Below are 16,407 nucleotides of genomic sequence, written 5' to 3'. Positions count from 1 at the left end.
CAGTTTGAAATGACCTAGTACGCGTTCAAAATAACGATCTGTTTAATTGTGTGTCAGCTTATGTTATAATGAGAAACTTAGGATAATTACGACTTTTTCTCATAATTGAACGGATGCCAAGAAAAGCCTCCGCCTAGTGATAAAATATGGAGGTGTAAGAGAATGAATAAAAGATGGACAATCGGTAAAATTAAAGAGTTTGTTGAGAACAATTCGGAAAGTAAGTTACTAACGACGGAATATCACGGTTTTTCTCAAAAGTTACTATTTAAATGTGCATGTGGTAGCAATTTTGAAAAAACATTTACGAAATTTAAAAATAATAACCAACGTAAATGTGACGTGTGCCAACCGCCAAAAGCGTCACGCTAAACGAAGTGCCGATTTCTATTAAATAGAAGTTGGCACTATTTTTATTTTATAGGAGCAATTATACAATCCATAAGGGGTATGTATAGGGGATAAATTGGTGAATACGGGAGAAGAACAAGAGAAAAAACAAAACCAAGTTAATAAAGAAAATCCAACAGTTAATTTAGTGGGATCTATAAACCGTTCAATGGTTGGTAACTTGGGGGCATTACGATGTACTCGCGACTTCTTGGCTGAGCCAAACCCAAAGGGCGATGAATTCGTCTGCTTGATACTTACTCGATCGTTGAACAAAACCAACTTGTTTAGCGATTTTTTGTAAGACAATTGGAGATAGAAAGCGTTGTAATTCTTATGAGAATAGATGTAATTCTTCAGAAAGCGAGAGGTTCATAAAAAAACGTCATCCTTTTCGAGTATTTTTCTGAAAGAATAACGTTTTTTTCATTTTTGGGGGAAATGTGTTTCGTTAGCTTGATGGGCATGCGGCAGGACCCCTTTATCCAATAAAAAAATAAAAGCCGACAATTCCTTAGTATAGGAATCGTCGGCTTTTCTCATTTGAAAATTGTCTTAGCGTATGTTTTCTGCGTTTTTTGGCAGGTACCCACTTATAAGAATTCGTTGTCAATCTTTAATAAAATGAAAGAGAATGAAAATCGCCAACCAATTTATTAAGAAAAAAAACAAAAAAAGATGAATATACAGGAGACATCTGACACATTTTAAGAAGGTTGAGTTTTTAAACTCCTCAACAACACTAAAACCTGTACAGGAGGTCATTCAATTGGCACAACAAAATCAACAACAACAAATACAACAAGCTATGTCTGCAGTACAACAAGCACAGCAGGCTGTACAACAAGCACAAGCTAGTGCAAACCCACAGCAGTTGCAACAAGCTCAACAACAAATGCAACAAGCTCAACAACAAATGCAACAAGTCCAAAGTCAAGCTACGGCTGAGCAAAATCAGCAGTTACAGCAAGCCCAACAGCAATTACAACAGGCACAACAGTCTGTTCAGCAAAGCCAACAACAAGCTGCTCAGCAAAATCAGCAACAATAATAACGATATAAAATGAGCCTCCCTTTTTTAAGAAGGGAGCTTTATTGGGCTATAGCCAAGCGGTAAGGCAACGGACTTTGACTCCGTGATGCGTTGGTTCAAATCCAGCTAGCCCAGCCATTATTTCTAATGGGGCAGAACCCTTCATATAATTTCTACTGATTGCTTTTACATAAAGTTTCGCAAAACCGCCATCACAATAATGCCGAAAATAACCGTTATCAATAGACTTTTTGTCCAGATTGCGATGACCAAGGTTGGAATTAAAGCAAATAACACTTGCCAGTTAATCCCTGGAAAACTATCGTCTCCGCTTTCAATCACACTTCCAACGATTAAGGCTGTCAAAATACAAACAGGAATAAATGACAGCCATTTCATCACAGCTTCAGGCAGCTTTATATTGCGGACGATGAGAAAAGGGGCCAGTCGGGGTATAAGTGTAACAACCGCACAACCGATGATAATGAGAAGAATTGTGATATTTACACTCATTTATCTGTCACCACACCAACCGTTGCCACTATAACCGTTGCAAATATAACAGCCAAATCCACCGAAACAAAAAAAGAAAGAATATACATAGCTGCAACCATCAATAAAATTAACATTACATAATGTTTTAGCTTCGATGCTTTCACGCTTTCCATCTGTAAAATTAACAGAGCAGCAAACATCGCCGTTAAGGCAAAATCCAGCCCGAATTTTTCGGGTTCTGATACCCATTTGCCGAGTACTGCTCCTACGACACAGGAAGCAATCCATGTAATATAGGCCGTTAAGTTTAATCCATTCATCCAGCGGTCATTGATTGGTTTGTTGTTGAATATTCTCCCGGCAGCCACGCCAAATGACTCATCTGTGACAAGTGCTCCAATTCCTGCGTTTTTCCACACTGAATACTTGGTAAAGTGAGGGGCTAAAGTAGCACTTAATAAAAAATGGCGTAAATTTACGATAAAAGTAGTAAAAATAATAGCTGATGCGGGACTCGCTGTTGCCAGCATTCCGCAAATAATAAATTGCGCGGCCCCGGCGTAAACGAAAATTGACATGAAAGCAATTTCCAAAACAGTCAAACCTGAAGCAACCCCGATCATTCCGGCCGCAAAACCAATGCTTATGTATCCTAACAAAGTCGGTACACAATCCTTAATACCTTGGAGAAAAGATAATTCCTCCTTTGCCGCTGTTTCCACCTATTTCCCCTCCTTACTATATATAGTATAAGTATACATTTACTTTAAAAAATGAAAAGTCAAATTAAAAAGCTTTATCACTACACTATTATTAGCCTTTATCGTCAGCTTACTTTACGCATCAATTGAAATTTTTTTCAGAGAAGTTGAACATTCCCTAATTATAAGATAAAATGATTGATGGTCTTTTGTTTAATTATGAAGGAATAATGATACAGTTATGAAAATAAGCGTCTACTAATTTGTCTAGCTTCAGCGCCTTCCACTCGAGGGAATAAAAAATCTTTTTTATTCGTCGATTACGAGCCAATTCACAGAAAGGTAAAGAACACCTTTCTGTGAATTGGCTCGTCTTGTGCTTCTTGTGGGGGATCCACTAAGGAAAGCTCTTTAGAATGAACTCCGCAGGAACAATCTGTTTTTTGATTGTTCCGAAGGCGCTTCCGCTTTTCTTTTTAGGCGTTTTAATTTTTTCTTTGGACGGGGGGATAATATGCAAAGCCGAATGCCATTTTCATTATCCAAAAGCGAATCTTTTTTCGAAAAGTTGAGCGAGTGGATCGGAGATGTTTTTTACGATATATTACCTGAGGCAGGTTTTGAAATGCGCGATGAACAAATCTTTATGGCTTTTCAGGTTGAAAAGGCATTTAAAGAAAAGAAGGTTATTTTCGCGGAGGCAGGGGTTGGGACAGGGAAAACCATTGTCTATTTACTCTATGCGATTGCTTATGCACGTTACATAAACAAGCCAGCGATCATCGCGTGTGCAGATGAGACTCTCATTGAGCAGCTTGTGAAAAAGGAGGGTGACATTGCCAAACTTGAGAATGCTTTAGGACTGAATATCGATGTAAGGCTCGCGAAGTCAAGAGATCAATATTTATGTTTGAATAAGCTTGATAAGCTTGTTGCAAGTGAGGACATGGATGCTTATAACCCGATTTATGACCAACTGCCTGAATTTGTTCATACCGGATCTTCGATGCAAATGTTCGAACGCTATGGCGATCGGAAGGACTACCCGGAATTAACGGATGAAAAATGGGGGAATGTTGCATGGGATGCTTTTCAGGACTGTTTTACATGTGAAAAGCGGCACCGCTGCGGCCAAACACTAAACAGAGATTACTACCGAAACGCAAAGGATATCATCATCTGTTCTCATGATTTCTACATGGAGCATATATGGACAAAGGAATCAAGAAAGCGCGAAGGCCAGTTGCCCTTATTGCCTGAAAGTTCATGTGTTGTGTTTGATGAAGGTCATTTATTAGAATACGCTTCTCAAAAAGCTTTGACGTACAGATTTACTGAGAAAATCCTTGAATCTATTTTAACAAGGCTGATGACAAATGATGTAAGGGAAAAAACATTAAATATTATTGACGATGCCATCGTTCAAAACGAGCGATTTTTTCACGCATTAACGGAAGCTTCTTCAGCAACTGAAGGGTCAGAGAAAAGAACGATCAATAAAACAGCGACTGTTATCAAAGAAGGGAAATTTTTGCTTGGATTAATTAATTCTCTTGAAGAAGAGCTCGTGATAGAAAGTGAAATGTACGTCATCAATGACTATGATTTAAATATAGTTGAAGAATATTTAGAACAAATTTCCTATTCTTTGTCGTTATTCCTAAAAGAATTAAAAGGAATTACTTGGTTTGAAGAAAACTATGAGGAAAGAACTCTCGTTATTATGCCGCGAATGGTTGAAGATATTATGAGAGAAGAGGTCTTTTCACAAAAGAAACCATTCATATTCTCATCTGCCACTCTATCAGAGAATAAATCATTTGATTATATGGCCAAAAGTCTTGGGATTGACAACTATCTTTCCTTTTCCGTTTCCTCTCCATTTGATTATGAGGAAAATATGGCTATTACCATGCCGAAGTTTCAAAAAGAAGACGCGGATGCCAAAATGCAATATGTCCATGAACAGATTGAAAAATCAGAGGGTAAAGCGTTAGTATTATTTACAAATAAAGATGAACTTGCCAGCTTCAAAAAGTATATCAATGGGAAAACGAACCTCTCCGTCTATTTTGAAGGAGATGCTGAAATTAGCACGTTAGTATCCAGCTTTCAAAATGAGGAACATTCAGTTCTCTGTTCGGTCCATCTATGGGAAGGTCTGGACATTCCGGGAAAGGCGCTGGAAAATGTGATTCTCTTTTCCCTGCCATATCCTCCTCACGATCCTGTCTTTACCGCTAAGCGTGAAGGGGTGAAAGATCCTTTCAATGAAGTTGATTTGCCATATATGATTTTGCGTTTAAGGCAAGGCATCGGCAGATTAATTCGAACACATGAGGATAAAGGGATCGTCCACATATTGATGAAGGAAAATGAAAAGCCAGAAGTAATCGAATTAGTCAAGAGTATATTGCCGGTCAAGGTCGCGGTTGGAAAATAAAAAGTCACATATAACTTATATTTTTGAAGTGTTCGGGATTAGGATGCCCCTTCATAGAATAGAGGTTTAAAACAAACTCAAAATTTGTATCTAGAAGGGGGTAAGTACGTTATTATTCCTTCTCGATGCAACACAGAGCCTCTCTCAGCATGTGAAAAGAGGATTGAAATAACTTATTAACGGAAAACTAAAACAATTTCACTCTATCCAGATAAACATGTATTTTATCCTGATTCAACCGCTTCAAATTTCTCATTGTATAGAGCGTAAAATAAGGGACTCATATCTTCCAGATCTACCTTTGTTTTAACTGCGTAAGGTTTATCTCTTCATTTTGACGAGTTTCTTCTATTAATAAAAGCCGATGATTCCTTAACATAGGAATCATCGGTTTTTTTCATGTCCAAATTTGCTTAGCGTATGTTTCCCGTGTTTTGTTGGCAGGATCCCTCATTGAAAGGAGAGTCTTTAGAAGGGGATAAAAAGGAGGGTTTGCTAGTATTTCTCTTATTTTATTCACTTTATGGGTGTTATTTCCTGATTATCCAGCTTTCATTGACAATGATTCTCATTATCTTTTATTATGTAATTGAAAATGATTTTCATTATTGATTAAAGAGGAGGATTTTTAATGATTGAGCTTTTGAATCAACGTTTTGTTAAACGTGAAGGAATTGCCAATTCTATTGTGTCGTGTATAGGCAATACACCATTGGTCCAGCTAAACCGACTTTTTACGAAAAACAATATAGAAGTTTTGGCCAAACTCGAAATGATGAATCCGGGCGGCAGCATGAAAGACCGCTCAGCAAGATTTATCATTGAGCAAGGACTCCGTGACGGTTTAATACATAGAAATTCTCACATCATTGAAAGTACTTCCGGGAATTTTGGAGTTGCCTTGGCCATGGTATGTAAAGCTTATGATTTACCTTTTACACCTGTGGTTGATCCCAAAATCACCAAAGCTAATTTAAATATTTTAAAGCTCTTAGGTGCTCGAGTTGAGATGGTAGATACACCAGATGATCAGGGAGGATATTTAAAAACGCGGATTAAACGTGTACAAGAACTGTTAAACACTATTCCAGAAGCCTATTGGATTAATCAATACGCAAATGAACGAAATTGGCAGGCTTATTATTATGACACGGCAGAAGAAATTATTAAGCAAACCAATAAACCAATTGATTATTTGATTGCGGCCGTTAGCACGACTGGAAGTATTCTTGGCTGCGCACGCCGGATTCGTCAAGACCATCCTAATGTTAAAGTGATTGCAGTTGATGCGGCAGGCTCGGTTATTTTTGGAGCGCCTCCAGCAGCAAGAGAACTCCCTGGCATCGGATCCAGCCGCGTTCCAGAGCTGTTGAATCAGGAGGAAATTGATCAGGTCATCTATGTTAACGATATGGAATCGGTTCAGGGATGCCGGGATTTACTTGGGAAAGAAGGAATTTTTGCTGGAGGATCCTCAGGCTCCATTATTGCGGCTCTAAAAAAAATTATTCCTGCATTACCAGCTTCCTCTCGTGTCGTAACTATTTTGCCTGATCGAGGAGAGCGATACTTGGATAGCGTTTATAACGAGGATTGGGTACAAAAGGTATCACAGAATTATATTACAAATTAAGAAGAGGAGAATAAATAATGAACCAACAAACGATTACACCTTCTATTCGTTACTTAAGCAAGAATGATATTGAAAAAGCAGGAGGAGCAACTTCTGAGCTTTATGTGACCGCACTTAGCCGGGCCCTTCGGCTTCATGCCAAAGGAGAGTTCGTCCAGCCGTTGAAACCTTACTTAAGAGCGAATGAAAAAGAGGGACATATTGCAGATCGTATTATTGCCATGCCTGCACATGTTGGCGGAAATGATCCAGTTTCAGGGATGAAGTGGATTGGAAGCAAACATGATAATCAAGCTGTAAGAGGAATGGAACGGGCAAGCGGCCTTATTATTTTAAATGATCCAGCTACAAATTTTCCAATTGCCGTCATGGAAGCAAGCTTAATTAGCAGCATGCGAACAGCAGCAGTAACGGTTGTTGCGGCAAAGTATCTAGCTAAAAAAGGATTTGAATCAGTCACCATCATTGGCTGCGGCTTAATTGCTAGTAAACAGGTGCAGTCATTATTAGAACAATTTCCACAAATTAAAGAAGTTCATTTGTTTGATTTAAATCATGAATCGGCAACGCGTTTTGCAGCAAGGTGGAAAGAACAGAAATCATCCGTTCAGTTCATTATTCATGAAACGGCTGAAAATGCAGTAAAACAGGGTGAATTAATTGTACCGTGCACTGTTGCAGATAAACCATATATGGAGTATAGCTGGCTTCAAAAAGGAACATTTGTCAGCAACATTTCAATTATGGATGTCAAAAAAGATGTGTTTTTACAAGCAGATAAAGTTGTAGTCGATGACTGGGATCAAGCCAATCGCGAAAAGAAAATAATTAATCAATTAGTACTCGAAGGCAAATTTTCAAAAGAACATCTTTATGCTGAATTAGGTGAAATTGTGCTCGGCGAAAAAGCAGGGCGTGAAAATAATGACGAAATCATTGTTTTAAATCCAATGGGAATGGCGATTGAAGATGTTGCGAGCGCTTATGAAGTTTATAGACGAGCGGTTGAGCAGCGTATCGGTACAACGTTAAATCTATATTAAAAGGAGGGATCTAATTGGTGTTGTCCGTGGAAGATCCATCTATCCGCTCAAAGAATACTTATGAAAAGGCGGAACATCATCTTATAAAAGATTTAATTGATGCTTTTCTTCTTGAAGATCTTTTTTCGATAAATAAAAACGGAAGAATCGCAAATGGTCTAAGAGAACTGCTGCACTTAGAAAAAGGAGAGTCACTTTTTGAGGTTCCACTTTCGGAGGAACAATCCATTGTGTTTCCGGTTCGTTTATCAGCTTTGCAGTCGTATCGTTTAAGCAGAGAATGTGTTTACCTTTTATTAAACGAGACTCAAACGTTAAAAGTACTTGGACTGATTGAAGCTGCTAAATTGTTGATTGATGCATATGGTCATACGAGCGGCTATTCAGAAGACAACCTTAAACAATTTTTAGATGAGTTAACGCTTGCACTGAAACAAACTACCGTGGCATATGAAAAATTTGAATCATTACAAGAGAATCAAACATTATCATTTATTAAAACAGAGCAACTTGCCTCCTTTCGTGATCGTCCGTTTCATCCAACTTCAAAAGCAAAGGAAGGTTGGACAGAAGAAGACTATCGTTCATATAGTCCGGAATTTCAACAGGTGGTGAAGCTCAGCTGGATGGCAGTTCATCGTGATTATATCCATGCAGGAAAAACAGCAAATGAAGCACTTCTGAATAACCTCTTAAATGAACAGGAAAAACAGCAATTAGAAGAAGCTTTTCAAAAGGAAGGCATTTTAAAGGAAGACTATTTCGCCATGCCTCTTCACCCATGGCAGAAAACAAATATTATTGCAAAGCTTTATCAAGAAGAAATTGACAAAAAATTATGCGTGCTTCTTGATGTTCAAGTGGGCTCGTATACAGCCACATCATCGCTTCGTTCATTAGCACCCGTAAACGATGGAGCTTATCATATAAAGCTTCCAATTGGCATCTCTTCATTAGGAGCATTAAGACTTATGCCAACGCGTTACTTAATCAATGGAGAAAAAGGGCAAGAACTTCTTGAACGAACCAAAGAAAAAGATTGTTATTTAAAGGATCATCTTTTTATATGTGATGAGCGGAACTGGTGGGCTTTCCAAGAAGAGGATCAGAATTTGTTTGCAGATAAGCCTGGTCATTTAACGTGTCAAATTCGAAGCTATCCGAGTGAATTGCTAAATAGTTGTGATTATACACTTGTTTCTATGGCGGCATTGGGCGCTGGAAAAGAGGATCATCTCTTTTCCAAATGGCTTCACATGCAGAAAAAAGAAGTGACGCAAGAAAGTATTATAGCGCTTTTTGAAGTTCTATGCCGTGAATTTATTACGTTCGCATGCCGGTTCTTACAATACGGCATTATGCCGGAATTGCACGGACAAAACGTTATCACCGTGTTAAAGTCTGGTGAATTAAAAGGATTTTTACTGCGCGACCATGATACAATTCGAATTTATCCTGAGTGGATGGAAAAGGCAGACCTTGAAGATCCTGATTATATCATTCGAAAAGATACACCAAATACGCTAATTAATCAAAATCCTGAAGAGTTTTTATCCTATTTTCAAACACTTGCTGTTGAAGTGAACCTTTATGCTGTGATTGACAGCTTGTGTTCGGTTTACGATCTTGACGAAACCGCTCTTTGGCAAATTGTAAAAGAAAGCATTGTAAAGACACTGCAAGATAGTGATTTTGAAGCGAAGCATCAGGAAGTAATCTATCACATTCTCTTTTTAAGCGAAACATGGCCAGTAAAGCGTCTGCTTGATCCTTTATTAAGGCGGAAAGGATCAGGAGGAGGAAGCATGCCTTCTAGTATTGGAAAAATTAACAATCCATTTCAAATGATGGATCAAATGAAGTAATGAATCAAGCTATTGATTGGAAGCGTAACTTTTTCATTCTTTGGGGCGGACAATTTATGGCGATTGCTGGTCTCACTGTATTAGTCCCTCTCCTCCCCTTTTATATGGAGGAACTTGGTGTGAAAACAATGCAGTCAAATCAGTTATGGAGTGGGATTTCCCTTGCTGCACCTGCTGTCTCGTCTGCAATTGCTTCCCCGTTTTGGGGAAAGTTGGGTGACCGTTTTGGCCGTAAGTTAATGGTCGTTCGAGCACTTTTTGGATTAAGCGCGTGCCTTTTCTTAATGGCAATTGTCACAAGCCCACTTCAATTTTTGTTCGTACGGCTTTTCCAAGGGGCATTTGGCGGTGTTGTCGACGCTTCAAGTGCATTTGCTGGTTCTGAAGCACCGAAGGAACAACGTGGAAAAGCGCTCGGAAGTCTTCAGGGAGCTGTTGCAGCTGGTTCACTTTCTGGTCCGCTTCTAGGCGGCATATTCATTGATTTATACGGTTTTCGTCCGCTCCTAATGGTAATGGGAGTATTAACAGGAATTGGTGCAATTGCTGCTTGGTTTCTTTTAACAGAACGAAACAGTTCTAAAAATAAAGTTCATTTCGAGAAAGCAAAAGACAGTATTTTTCAAACATTTGCAGACTTGCTTTCTCACCCGAGAACAAGGGGATTTATTATTGTCGGTTTTGCTGCAAATTTGGCGGTGTTCGGCCTTGTGACACCACTTGCACCGTTAGTTGAAAAAATCGCAAAAAGCCCGGATTACGCAGCAACGTGGATTGGTTTTTTGCAAGCAGCGTTATGGACAGCGACACTTTTGAGCTCCCCATGGTGGGGGAAACAAAATGATCGTTCCAAAGTAGAGAGAAATTATATGATTGCCACTGCCATTTGTGGGATAAGTGTGATATTACAGGCATGTTCAGCCAATGTCCCAGCGCTATTTGCCTTTCGGGTTTTGCAAGGTTTAACATTTAGTGCACTCATTCAATCTGTGATGCTTGTTGTTGTTCAGGCATCTACTGATTATAATCGTGGCGCTCGAATTGGTGCAACGAATAGTTTACTAGTATGCGGGCAAATTGTTGGCTCTTTAACAGGAGCATTGATCACGGGAATATTCAAACCCGAAATCGCCTTTCTCTTTATGGGAATCATCTTTATTGGAAGTGCTTTGCTTCTATTACGAGGTTTTACAATCTCCCGTGTGTTTTTATTTCGCGTGAACAAAAGATAGAAAGGAAGTGGGGTTTTGTTGGAACAATTGATTTTAAAAGAAACTGCAAACAGCAGAAAGCTTGCTGAACAGGCAGCGGTTGAACGATTACTAAATGCTTACTTGAGAGAGAACAACATCTTTGATCCAAGAATATCAAATGAGCAATTTATAGTTATGCTAAAAAACAACGGTAAGAAAATTTCCGGTTCGTTTATTTACTGGTCACCAATTGGTCATCATACATTTGGAGAAAGATTCTATATAAATGAAGAATCAGGTTTTATTAAAGTTACAGCACGTGAAGTGATTGAGTTAATAATAGAAGAGCTTTCGTATTTTGAGAAAGATAGACAGCTTCGATCGAAAAAAATAGAGACGATTCTTGAACATATTGAAAACAGCATAGCAAAAACAACGATGTATCTTGAACATGCATTAATGAAGAAGCAAAGGGAACAACCTGTCTATTTAAACTCTGAACAGTCTTTACTATTAGGACACCCGTTTCACCCAACACCAAAAAGTTCAGAAGGCTTCTCAGAAAGCGATTTAGCAGAGTTTGCACCGGAACTTGGCGCTTCCTTTCTCCTTCATTATATTGCTATTTCAAATGAATACTTACTTGAAGAGCGGATCACGGAAAGTGCTCTTCATTTTGACAGTGCACTTTCTAATCAAGAACTGTTAGAAGTGAAGCAAAGATTAGGAGACCGGCACGAAGAGTACAAGCTGCTTCCACTCCATCCATGGCAGGCACGTTATTTATTAGGGCTTGAAGAAGTACAAGGATTAATTCAAAGAGGGGAAATTGTTAATTTAGGAAGACTCGGTCCATTTGTATATCCAACTTCTTCGATCCGTACAATATGGGATAAAAGACAGAATGCATTTTATAAATTGCCATTACACGTACAAATTACTAACTTTATCCGGACGAATTCTTTAGAACAAGTAAAGCGGACGATGGACGCTGCTAAAGTCATCGCACATATTCGTAAAAGCTATGAAACGGACTCCTTTCGTATTTTATTAGAACTAGGTTATCGCGCTTTATCGATTCCAGAGAGTTCAAAAGAAGTAAATGGAAGGTTGATTCAAAATACAGCTGTCCTTTTTCGTGAAGGGGTTGAAGGACTTGAAAAAAAGGGAGACGATGACCTTTATGTAACAGCATCACTTCTTGAAGAACAGCCGGGATGGAAAGAGAGCGAGTTAGCAAAACTGTTAAAAACGTACAAGTACAATGAAAAAGAGTGGCTTAGGCAATATCTATCTATTTCATTAGTGCCGATGTTAAAACTATTTGCTGAAACAGGAGTAAGCCTTGAAGCGCATGTTCAAAATTCATTAGTGAAATTTGTTAAAGGCTGGCCTGAAACATGTTATGTACGCGATCTTGAAGGAATCAGCATTTCACGAAACAAGGCAGAGGCAAATGGTTGGCTTCAAAAACTTTTAGCGGAAGATAGTCCTGTTCTATACAGTGAAGAAGAATCGTGGCTTCGTTTTAACTATTATGTTGTCGTAAATCATCTCGGTCACCTCATTTCAAGTTTAGGAAAGGTTCACAATAGTGATGAACGTGAGTTGTGGCAAGTTGTCCGTTCCATTTTGCTAGAAATCGAGAAAACAACTTTTTCTAAAGCATTGAAAACTTATGCAGGAAAGTTATTAGAAAGCAAAACGCTGCCTGCCAAAGCAAATTTGGTCAGTCGTTTCCAAGAACGTGGTGAAACGCCATTATTTGTTGAAATACCAAATCCAATCTATGAAAGCGAGGGGGCATTATGGTGAAAAAACTAGAAGAAATCATTGAATCAACAGAATATCTCGAGGTAAGAAGACGAATTTTTCGGCAGTTAATTGAATCATTGATTTTTGAAAATATCGTAAAGCCAACGAGAACAACATGTCAAAGCGGAATCGAGCAGTTTACAATTCACGGTAAAGATACACTCGGCGACCCTGTTACCTATGTGTGCAGAGGGAAGCAAAAAGTAAGCTTTGATAGGATTCGTCTAACAAAAGAGCCCATTGTACGTCGAAAGAACGACAAGGAGGCCGAAGCAGATTCGTTTGCTCTTTTTTTCGAAGAAATTGCTCCGTTCATTGGTGCAGATAAAAAGCAGCTGGCAATGTTTATAAAAGAGCTAAATGAAACACATTTAAAAGATGCGGTTGCTCAATATGAATGGAAGCAATCTGATCATAAGCAGGCCGAGACTTATGATGAATTGGAAAGTGAGGCAATGGAAGGTCATCCTTATCACCCGTCTTATAAATCAAGAATTGGCTTTACGATAGAGGACCACTTAAACTTTGGGCCAGATTTTAAGCCAAGTCTATCATTAATATGGCTTGCTGTGCCTAAAAAAGAGGCCGCATTATCAATCTCACAATCTATTCATTATGAAGAGTTTATAAAACAAGAGCTAAACCCGAATGATTATGAACGGTTCGTAAAAAAACTGAGCGAAAAAAATCAACATGCATCCGATGTTCTGTTTATCCCTGTTCATCCGTGGCAGTGGGAGAATATTGTTATGCCGCAGTTTTTTAAAGATCTTAAAAAAGGGTCTATTATTTTATTAGGAGAGGGATCTGATCAGTACATTCCGCAGCAGTCTATTCGCACGCTTTCTAATCAAACAGATCAAACAAAATGCTACGTCAAGCTTCCGCTGAGTATTACCAATACGTCCACAAACCGTGTTTTAGCTCCGCATACAGTTGAAAATGCGGCAAAAATATCAGATTGGCTCGGTACAATTAAAGAAAACGATCGTTATTTAAAAGAAGAACTTCAGCTTGTTTTTTTGCGCGAGGTGATGGGAATATCCTATGATACGCGAGACCGCTCATCGTTTGAAAAAGAAACTACATACGGTGTTTTAGGCAGCATCTGGCGTGAAAGCATTCATTCGTACCTAAAAGAAGGAGAAGAGGCGGTACCGTTTAATGCACTTTATCATTGTAAAAAAGATGGAACAGCGCTTATCGATGAGTGGGTGAATCGATATGGTATTGAAAACTGGGTAAAACAGCTTCTCCATGTCTCTATTACACCGCTTATTCACCTTTTATATACACACGGTATTGCGATGGAATCCCATGCCCAAAACATGGTGTTAATTCATGAGAATGGCTGGCCGACTCGCATTGCATTAAAGGACTTTCATGATGGGATTCGTTTTAAAAAGGAGGCACTTAGCGAACCGGCGCTATGTCCTAATTTAACGGCAACTCCAGACATGCATAAAAAAATAAACCGCAATTCATTTATTGAAACAGATCAGATCGAGCTTGTCCGTGATTTTGTTCATGATGCGTTTTTCTTCATCAACCTATCAGAAATTGCTTTCTTTTTTGATGAGTACTACGAATTACAAGAAGCAGAGTTTTGGAGAAGTGCACGTGATGTGATTGAATCCTATCAATCTCGTTTTTCGCACCTAAAAGAGCGTTTTGCGATGTTTGATCTGTTTGCAGAAACCATTCAAGTTGAACAACTAACAAAACGAAGAATGTTTCCTGAAACCGAGCTAAGAATCCAGCACGTGAAAAATCCACTTTTTACAGCTCAGGAGGTGACAACATGCTGAAAAATAAAGTTAAAATGATGATTCAAAACAATGAAACAGTGTTTGGACTTTTTTGTTCGATTCCAAACCCGCTCATCATTGAAATGATCGGTCATGCCGGTTATGACTTTGTCATTATTGACACGGAACATGCAGCCATTAATCCGGAAACCGTTGAAAACATGATACGTGCAGCTGAAGTTGTTGGGTTAACGCCGTTTGTTCGTGTAAGTGAGAACAGTAACGGCGCGATATTAAGAGCGCTTGATGCAGGAGCAAAAGGTGTCATCGTTCCTCACGTTCGTGCAAAGCTAGATGCAGAACAAGCCGTTTACGCAAGTCGATATTATCCGCTTGGAATGCGGAGCTTAAATGGCGGAAGACCAGCATCATTTGGTAAAGACGACTTAACAAAATATATCGAGCGGGCAAACGAAGAAATCATGGTCATTCTTATGATTGAAGATCAAGAGGGGATTGAAAACCTCGATGAGATTTTATCTGTAAAAGGTGTAGATATGGTGCTTGAAGGGGCAGCCGATTTGTCACAATCATTGGGAATACCTTGGCAAACACGTGCTGAACGGGTAAAAGAAGGGGTTGAAACGATCTATCAAAAAACAAGGCAATATTCTATACCATTTTGTGCAATTCCAAGAAGTTCGGAAGATGTGCAAACTTGGTTTAATAAACGCGCGGCCGCTCTAGTAATGGGAGATGACCGTGGTATTTTCTTCCGGGCAGCAAGAGATGTTCTTGCTTCAAAAACAGAGAAAGAGGTAAGCCGTACATGAAAAAGGTGATTGAAGTAATTGAGCGTTTAAAAGAAAAAAATGATGAGCCAGTATGCAGTTATATTTATGATCTTGATCATTTAAAGAAACATGTGGAATCTGTCACCCGTACACTACCACAAAACTGCCGCATGTATTATGCGATGAAAGCAAATTCCGAAGAGCGGATTTTGAGAACCGTTCATCCTTATATAGAAGGATTTGAAGTTGCTTCAATAGGTGAAGTCAAAAAAGCACGTGCAGTCAATCAAAATGTACCCGTTATTTTCGGTGGTCCAGGTAAAACAGATAAAGAATTAACGGGGGCGATTTTAGAAGATGTTAAGCTTTTCCATGTTGAAAGTATCCATGAGCTCAAGCGTCTGGCAATGATTGCTGAATACCTTAATAAGAAAGTTTCCATATTACTTCGTGTGAACTTACGAGGGCCCTTTCCATCGGCCACTCTTCACATGGCAGGCAGACCCACACAGTTTGGAATTGATGAAGCCCAAGTAGAGGAAGCCATTCAGTTATCACTGTCCTATCAATCACTTCAGCTTGAAGGCTTTCATTTTCATTCGATTTCAAACAACCTGGATCACGAGCGCCATATTGAGCTGATTCATATTTACTTTCAAAAAGCAAAGCAGTGGTCACAAAAATATGAATTTCCGCTTATGTACATTAATGTTGGCGGTGGAATCGGGGTGAACTTTTCAGATCTCCATCAGCAATTTAATTGGAACCATTTCACAGGTGAACTACAACAATTAATAGATCGGGAAAAGATGCAGACTGTTACCATTATTTTCGAATGCGGCCGCTTTTTAACGTCATCTTGCGGCTATTATGCTGTGGAAGTGATTGATATAAAAGAAAACCATGGCAAAACATTTGTTGTTATATGCGGCGGTACCCAGCATTTCCGCCTTCCAGTATCATGGCAGCACAATCACCCATTTGAATTGATTCCTTTTGCAAATTGGCCGTATCCGTTTGAGCGAAAAACAGCCGCTAATCAGGAAGTAACAATCGTTGGGCAGCTCTGCACGCCAAAAGATGTTTTTGCAAAAGATGTGTCCATTAATCAGCTCCGAATAGGAGATGTGATCGTTTTTCACTATGCAGGTGCATACGGCTGGTCCATTTCACATCATGATTTTTTAAGCCACCCTCATCCACAGCATCTTTTTTTGGAGCGAGAAACAGCCCTTAAAGCATAACAGATAGATA

13 protein-coding genes, 1 tRNA gene and 1 pseudogene are annotated in these 16,407 nt (G+C 39.0%); 12 read left to right on the top strand and 3 right to left on the bottom strand.

Annotation, left to right across the window (positions count from 1 at the left end; translation table 11 throughout):
• Positions 1 to 162: 162 nt before the first annotated feature.
• On the top strand, positions 163 to 372 hold the full coding sequence (locus F9802_RS11665; protein ID WP_028395991.1) for a hypothetical protein: 210 nt from the start codon (positions 163 to 165) through the stop codon (positions 370 to 372).
• 211 nt (positions 373 to 583) lie between these two features.
• Here the strand turns inward: F9802_RS11665 and F9802_RS11660 are convergent.
• Positions 584 to 766 (bottom strand): annotated as a pseudogene (locus tag F9802_RS11660) (IS4 family transposase); the annotation flags it as partial.
• A 393-nt stretch (positions 767 to 1,159) separates the two neighbouring features.
• On the opposite strand from F9802_RS11660, the gene F9802_RS11655 reads away from it, so the two are divergent.
• A complete protein-coding gene (locus tag F9802_RS11655; protein ID WP_191991909.1) occupies positions 1,160 to 1,441 on the top strand; it encodes a hypothetical protein in 282 nt (93 codons plus the stop codon).
• 45 nt (positions 1,442 to 1,486) lie between these two features.
• Positions 1,487 to 1,561, top strand: a tRNA-Gln gene (locus tag F9802_RS11650).
• A gap of 48 nt (positions 1,562 to 1,609) precedes the next feature.
• On the opposite strand, the gene F9802_RS11645 is transcribed toward F9802_RS11650, so the two are convergent.
• Both F9802_RS11645 and F9802_RS11640 read right to left on the bottom strand, forming a co-directional pair.
• Positions 1,610 to 1,936 (bottom strand): AzlD domain-containing protein, encoded by a 327-nt coding sequence (locus tag F9802_RS11645; protein WP_152152125.1) that lies wholly within the window; start codon positions 1,934 to 1,936, stop codon positions 1,610 to 1,612.
• Complete coding sequence (locus F9802_RS11640) at positions 1,933 to 2,640, bottom strand: AzlC family ABC transporter permease (RefSeq protein ID WP_152152123.1); 708 nt, start codon at positions 2,638 to 2,640, stop codon at positions 1,933 to 1,935. Before F9802_RS11640 ends, F9802_RS11645 begins: the two co-directional genes overlap by 4 nt.
• 493 nt (positions 2,641 to 3,133) lie before the next feature.
• On the opposite strand from F9802_RS11640, the gene F9802_RS11635 reads away from it, so the two are divergent.
• The 9 genes from F9802_RS11635 (at position 3,134) to F9802_RS11595 (ending at position 16,397) form a co-directional block, all read left to right on the top strand.
• Positions 3,134 to 5,062: an ATP-dependent DNA helicase gene (locus tag F9802_RS11635; protein WP_152152121.1), complete on the top strand. Its 1,929-nt coding sequence runs from the start codon at positions 3,134 to 3,136 to the stop codon at positions 5,060 to 5,062.
• Between the two features lie 631 nt (positions 5,063 to 5,693).
• Positions 5,694 to 6,695 (top strand): 2,3-diaminopropionate biosynthesis protein SbnA, encoded by a 1,002-nt coding sequence (gene sbnA, locus F9802_RS11630; RefSeq protein ID WP_152152120.1) that lies wholly within the window; start codon positions 5,694 to 5,696, stop codon positions 6,693 to 6,695.
• 32 nt (positions 6,696 to 6,727) lie between these two features.
• A complete protein-coding gene (sbnB, locus tag F9802_RS11625; protein WP_404799166.1) occupies positions 6,728 to 7,738 on the top strand; it encodes a 2,3-diaminopropionate biosynthesis protein SbnB in 1,011 nt (336 codons plus the stop codon).
• 17 nt (positions 7,739 to 7,755) lie between these two features.
• Positions 7,756 to 9,603, top strand: a complete 1,848-nt coding sequence (locus tag F9802_RS11620) for an IucA/IucC family protein (RefSeq protein WP_225435328.1) — start codon at positions 7,756 to 7,758, stop codon at positions 9,601 to 9,603.
• Positions 9,603 to 10,835, top strand: a complete 1,233-nt coding sequence (locus F9802_RS11615) for an MFS transporter (protein ID WP_152152113.1) — start codon at positions 9,603 to 9,605, stop codon at positions 10,833 to 10,835. Before F9802_RS11620 ends, F9802_RS11615 begins: the two co-directional genes overlap by 1 nt.
• Before the next feature lie 15 nt (positions 10,836 to 10,850).
• Positions 10,851 to 12,611 (top strand): IucA/IucC family protein, encoded by a 1,761-nt coding sequence (locus F9802_RS11610; protein ID WP_152152111.1) that lies wholly within the window; start codon positions 10,851 to 10,853, stop codon positions 12,609 to 12,611.
• The gene (locus F9802_RS11605) at positions 12,605 to 14,419 is read left to right on the top strand and encodes an IucA/IucC family protein (protein ID WP_152152109.1); all 1,815 of its coding nucleotides are present in this window, start codon (positions 12,605 to 12,607) and stop codon (positions 14,417 to 14,419) included. The genes F9802_RS11610 and F9802_RS11605 overlap by 7 nt, the downstream gene beginning before the upstream one ends.
• On the top strand, positions 14,413 to 15,192 hold the full coding sequence (locus F9802_RS11600) for an HpcH/HpaI aldolase family protein (protein WP_152152106.1): 780 nt from the start codon (positions 14,413 to 14,415) through the stop codon (positions 15,190 to 15,192). The genes F9802_RS11605 and F9802_RS11600 overlap by 7 nt, the downstream gene beginning before the upstream one ends.
• Positions 15,189 to 16,397 carry a type III PLP-dependent enzyme gene (locus F9802_RS11595; protein ID WP_152152104.1) on the top strand — a complete coding sequence of 403 codons (1,209 nt, stop codon included), beginning with the start codon at positions 15,189 to 15,191 and terminating at the stop codon, positions 16,395 to 16,397. Before F9802_RS11600 ends, F9802_RS11595 begins: the two co-directional genes overlap by 4 nt.
• The last annotated feature ends 10 nt before the right edge of the window (positions 16,398 to 16,407 follow it).

The sequence above is a fragment of the Bacillus aerolatus genome (assembly GCF_009183655.1).
Classification (GTDB): Bacteria; Bacillota; Bacilli; order Bacillales; family Domibacillaceae; genus Pseudobacillus; species Pseudobacillus aerolatus.
Note: the sequence above shows the minus strand (reverse complement) of the source record. Positions and strands in the feature narration are given on the sequence as shown.

Excerpts from the sequence above, each read along its gene's own strand:
- F9802_RS11595 (WP_152152104.1), top strand. The coding sequence starts at position 15,189 with ATGAAAAAGGTGATTGAAGTAATTGAGCGTTTAAAAGAAAAAAATGAT.
- F9802_RS11615 (WP_152152113.1), top strand. The coding sequence starts at position 9,603 with ATGAATCAAGCTATTGATTGGAAGCGTAACTTTTTCATTCTTTGGGGC.
- F9802_RS11600 (WP_152152106.1), top strand. The coding sequence starts at position 14,413 with ATGCTGAAAAATAAAGTTAAAATGATGATTCAAAACAATGAAACAGTG.
- F9802_RS11635 (WP_152152121.1), top strand. The coding sequence starts at position 3,134 with ATGCAAAGCCGAATGCCATTTTCATTATCCAAAAGCGAATCTTTTTTC.
- F9802_RS11645 (WP_152152125.1), bottom strand. The coding sequence starts at position 1,936 with ATGAGTGTAAATATCACAATTCTTCTCATTATCATCGGTTGTGCGGTT.
- F9802_RS11605 (WP_152152109.1), top strand. The coding sequence starts at position 12,605 with ATGGTGAAAAAACTAGAAGAAATCATTGAATCAACAGAATATCTCGAG.
- sbnA (WP_152152120.1), top strand. The coding sequence starts at position 5,694 with ATGATTGAGCTTTTGAATCAACGTTTTGTTAAACGTGAAGGAATTGCC.
- F9802_RS11665 (WP_028395991.1), top strand. The coding sequence starts at position 163 with ATGAATAAAAGATGGACAATCGGTAAAATTAAAGAGTTTGTTGAGAAC.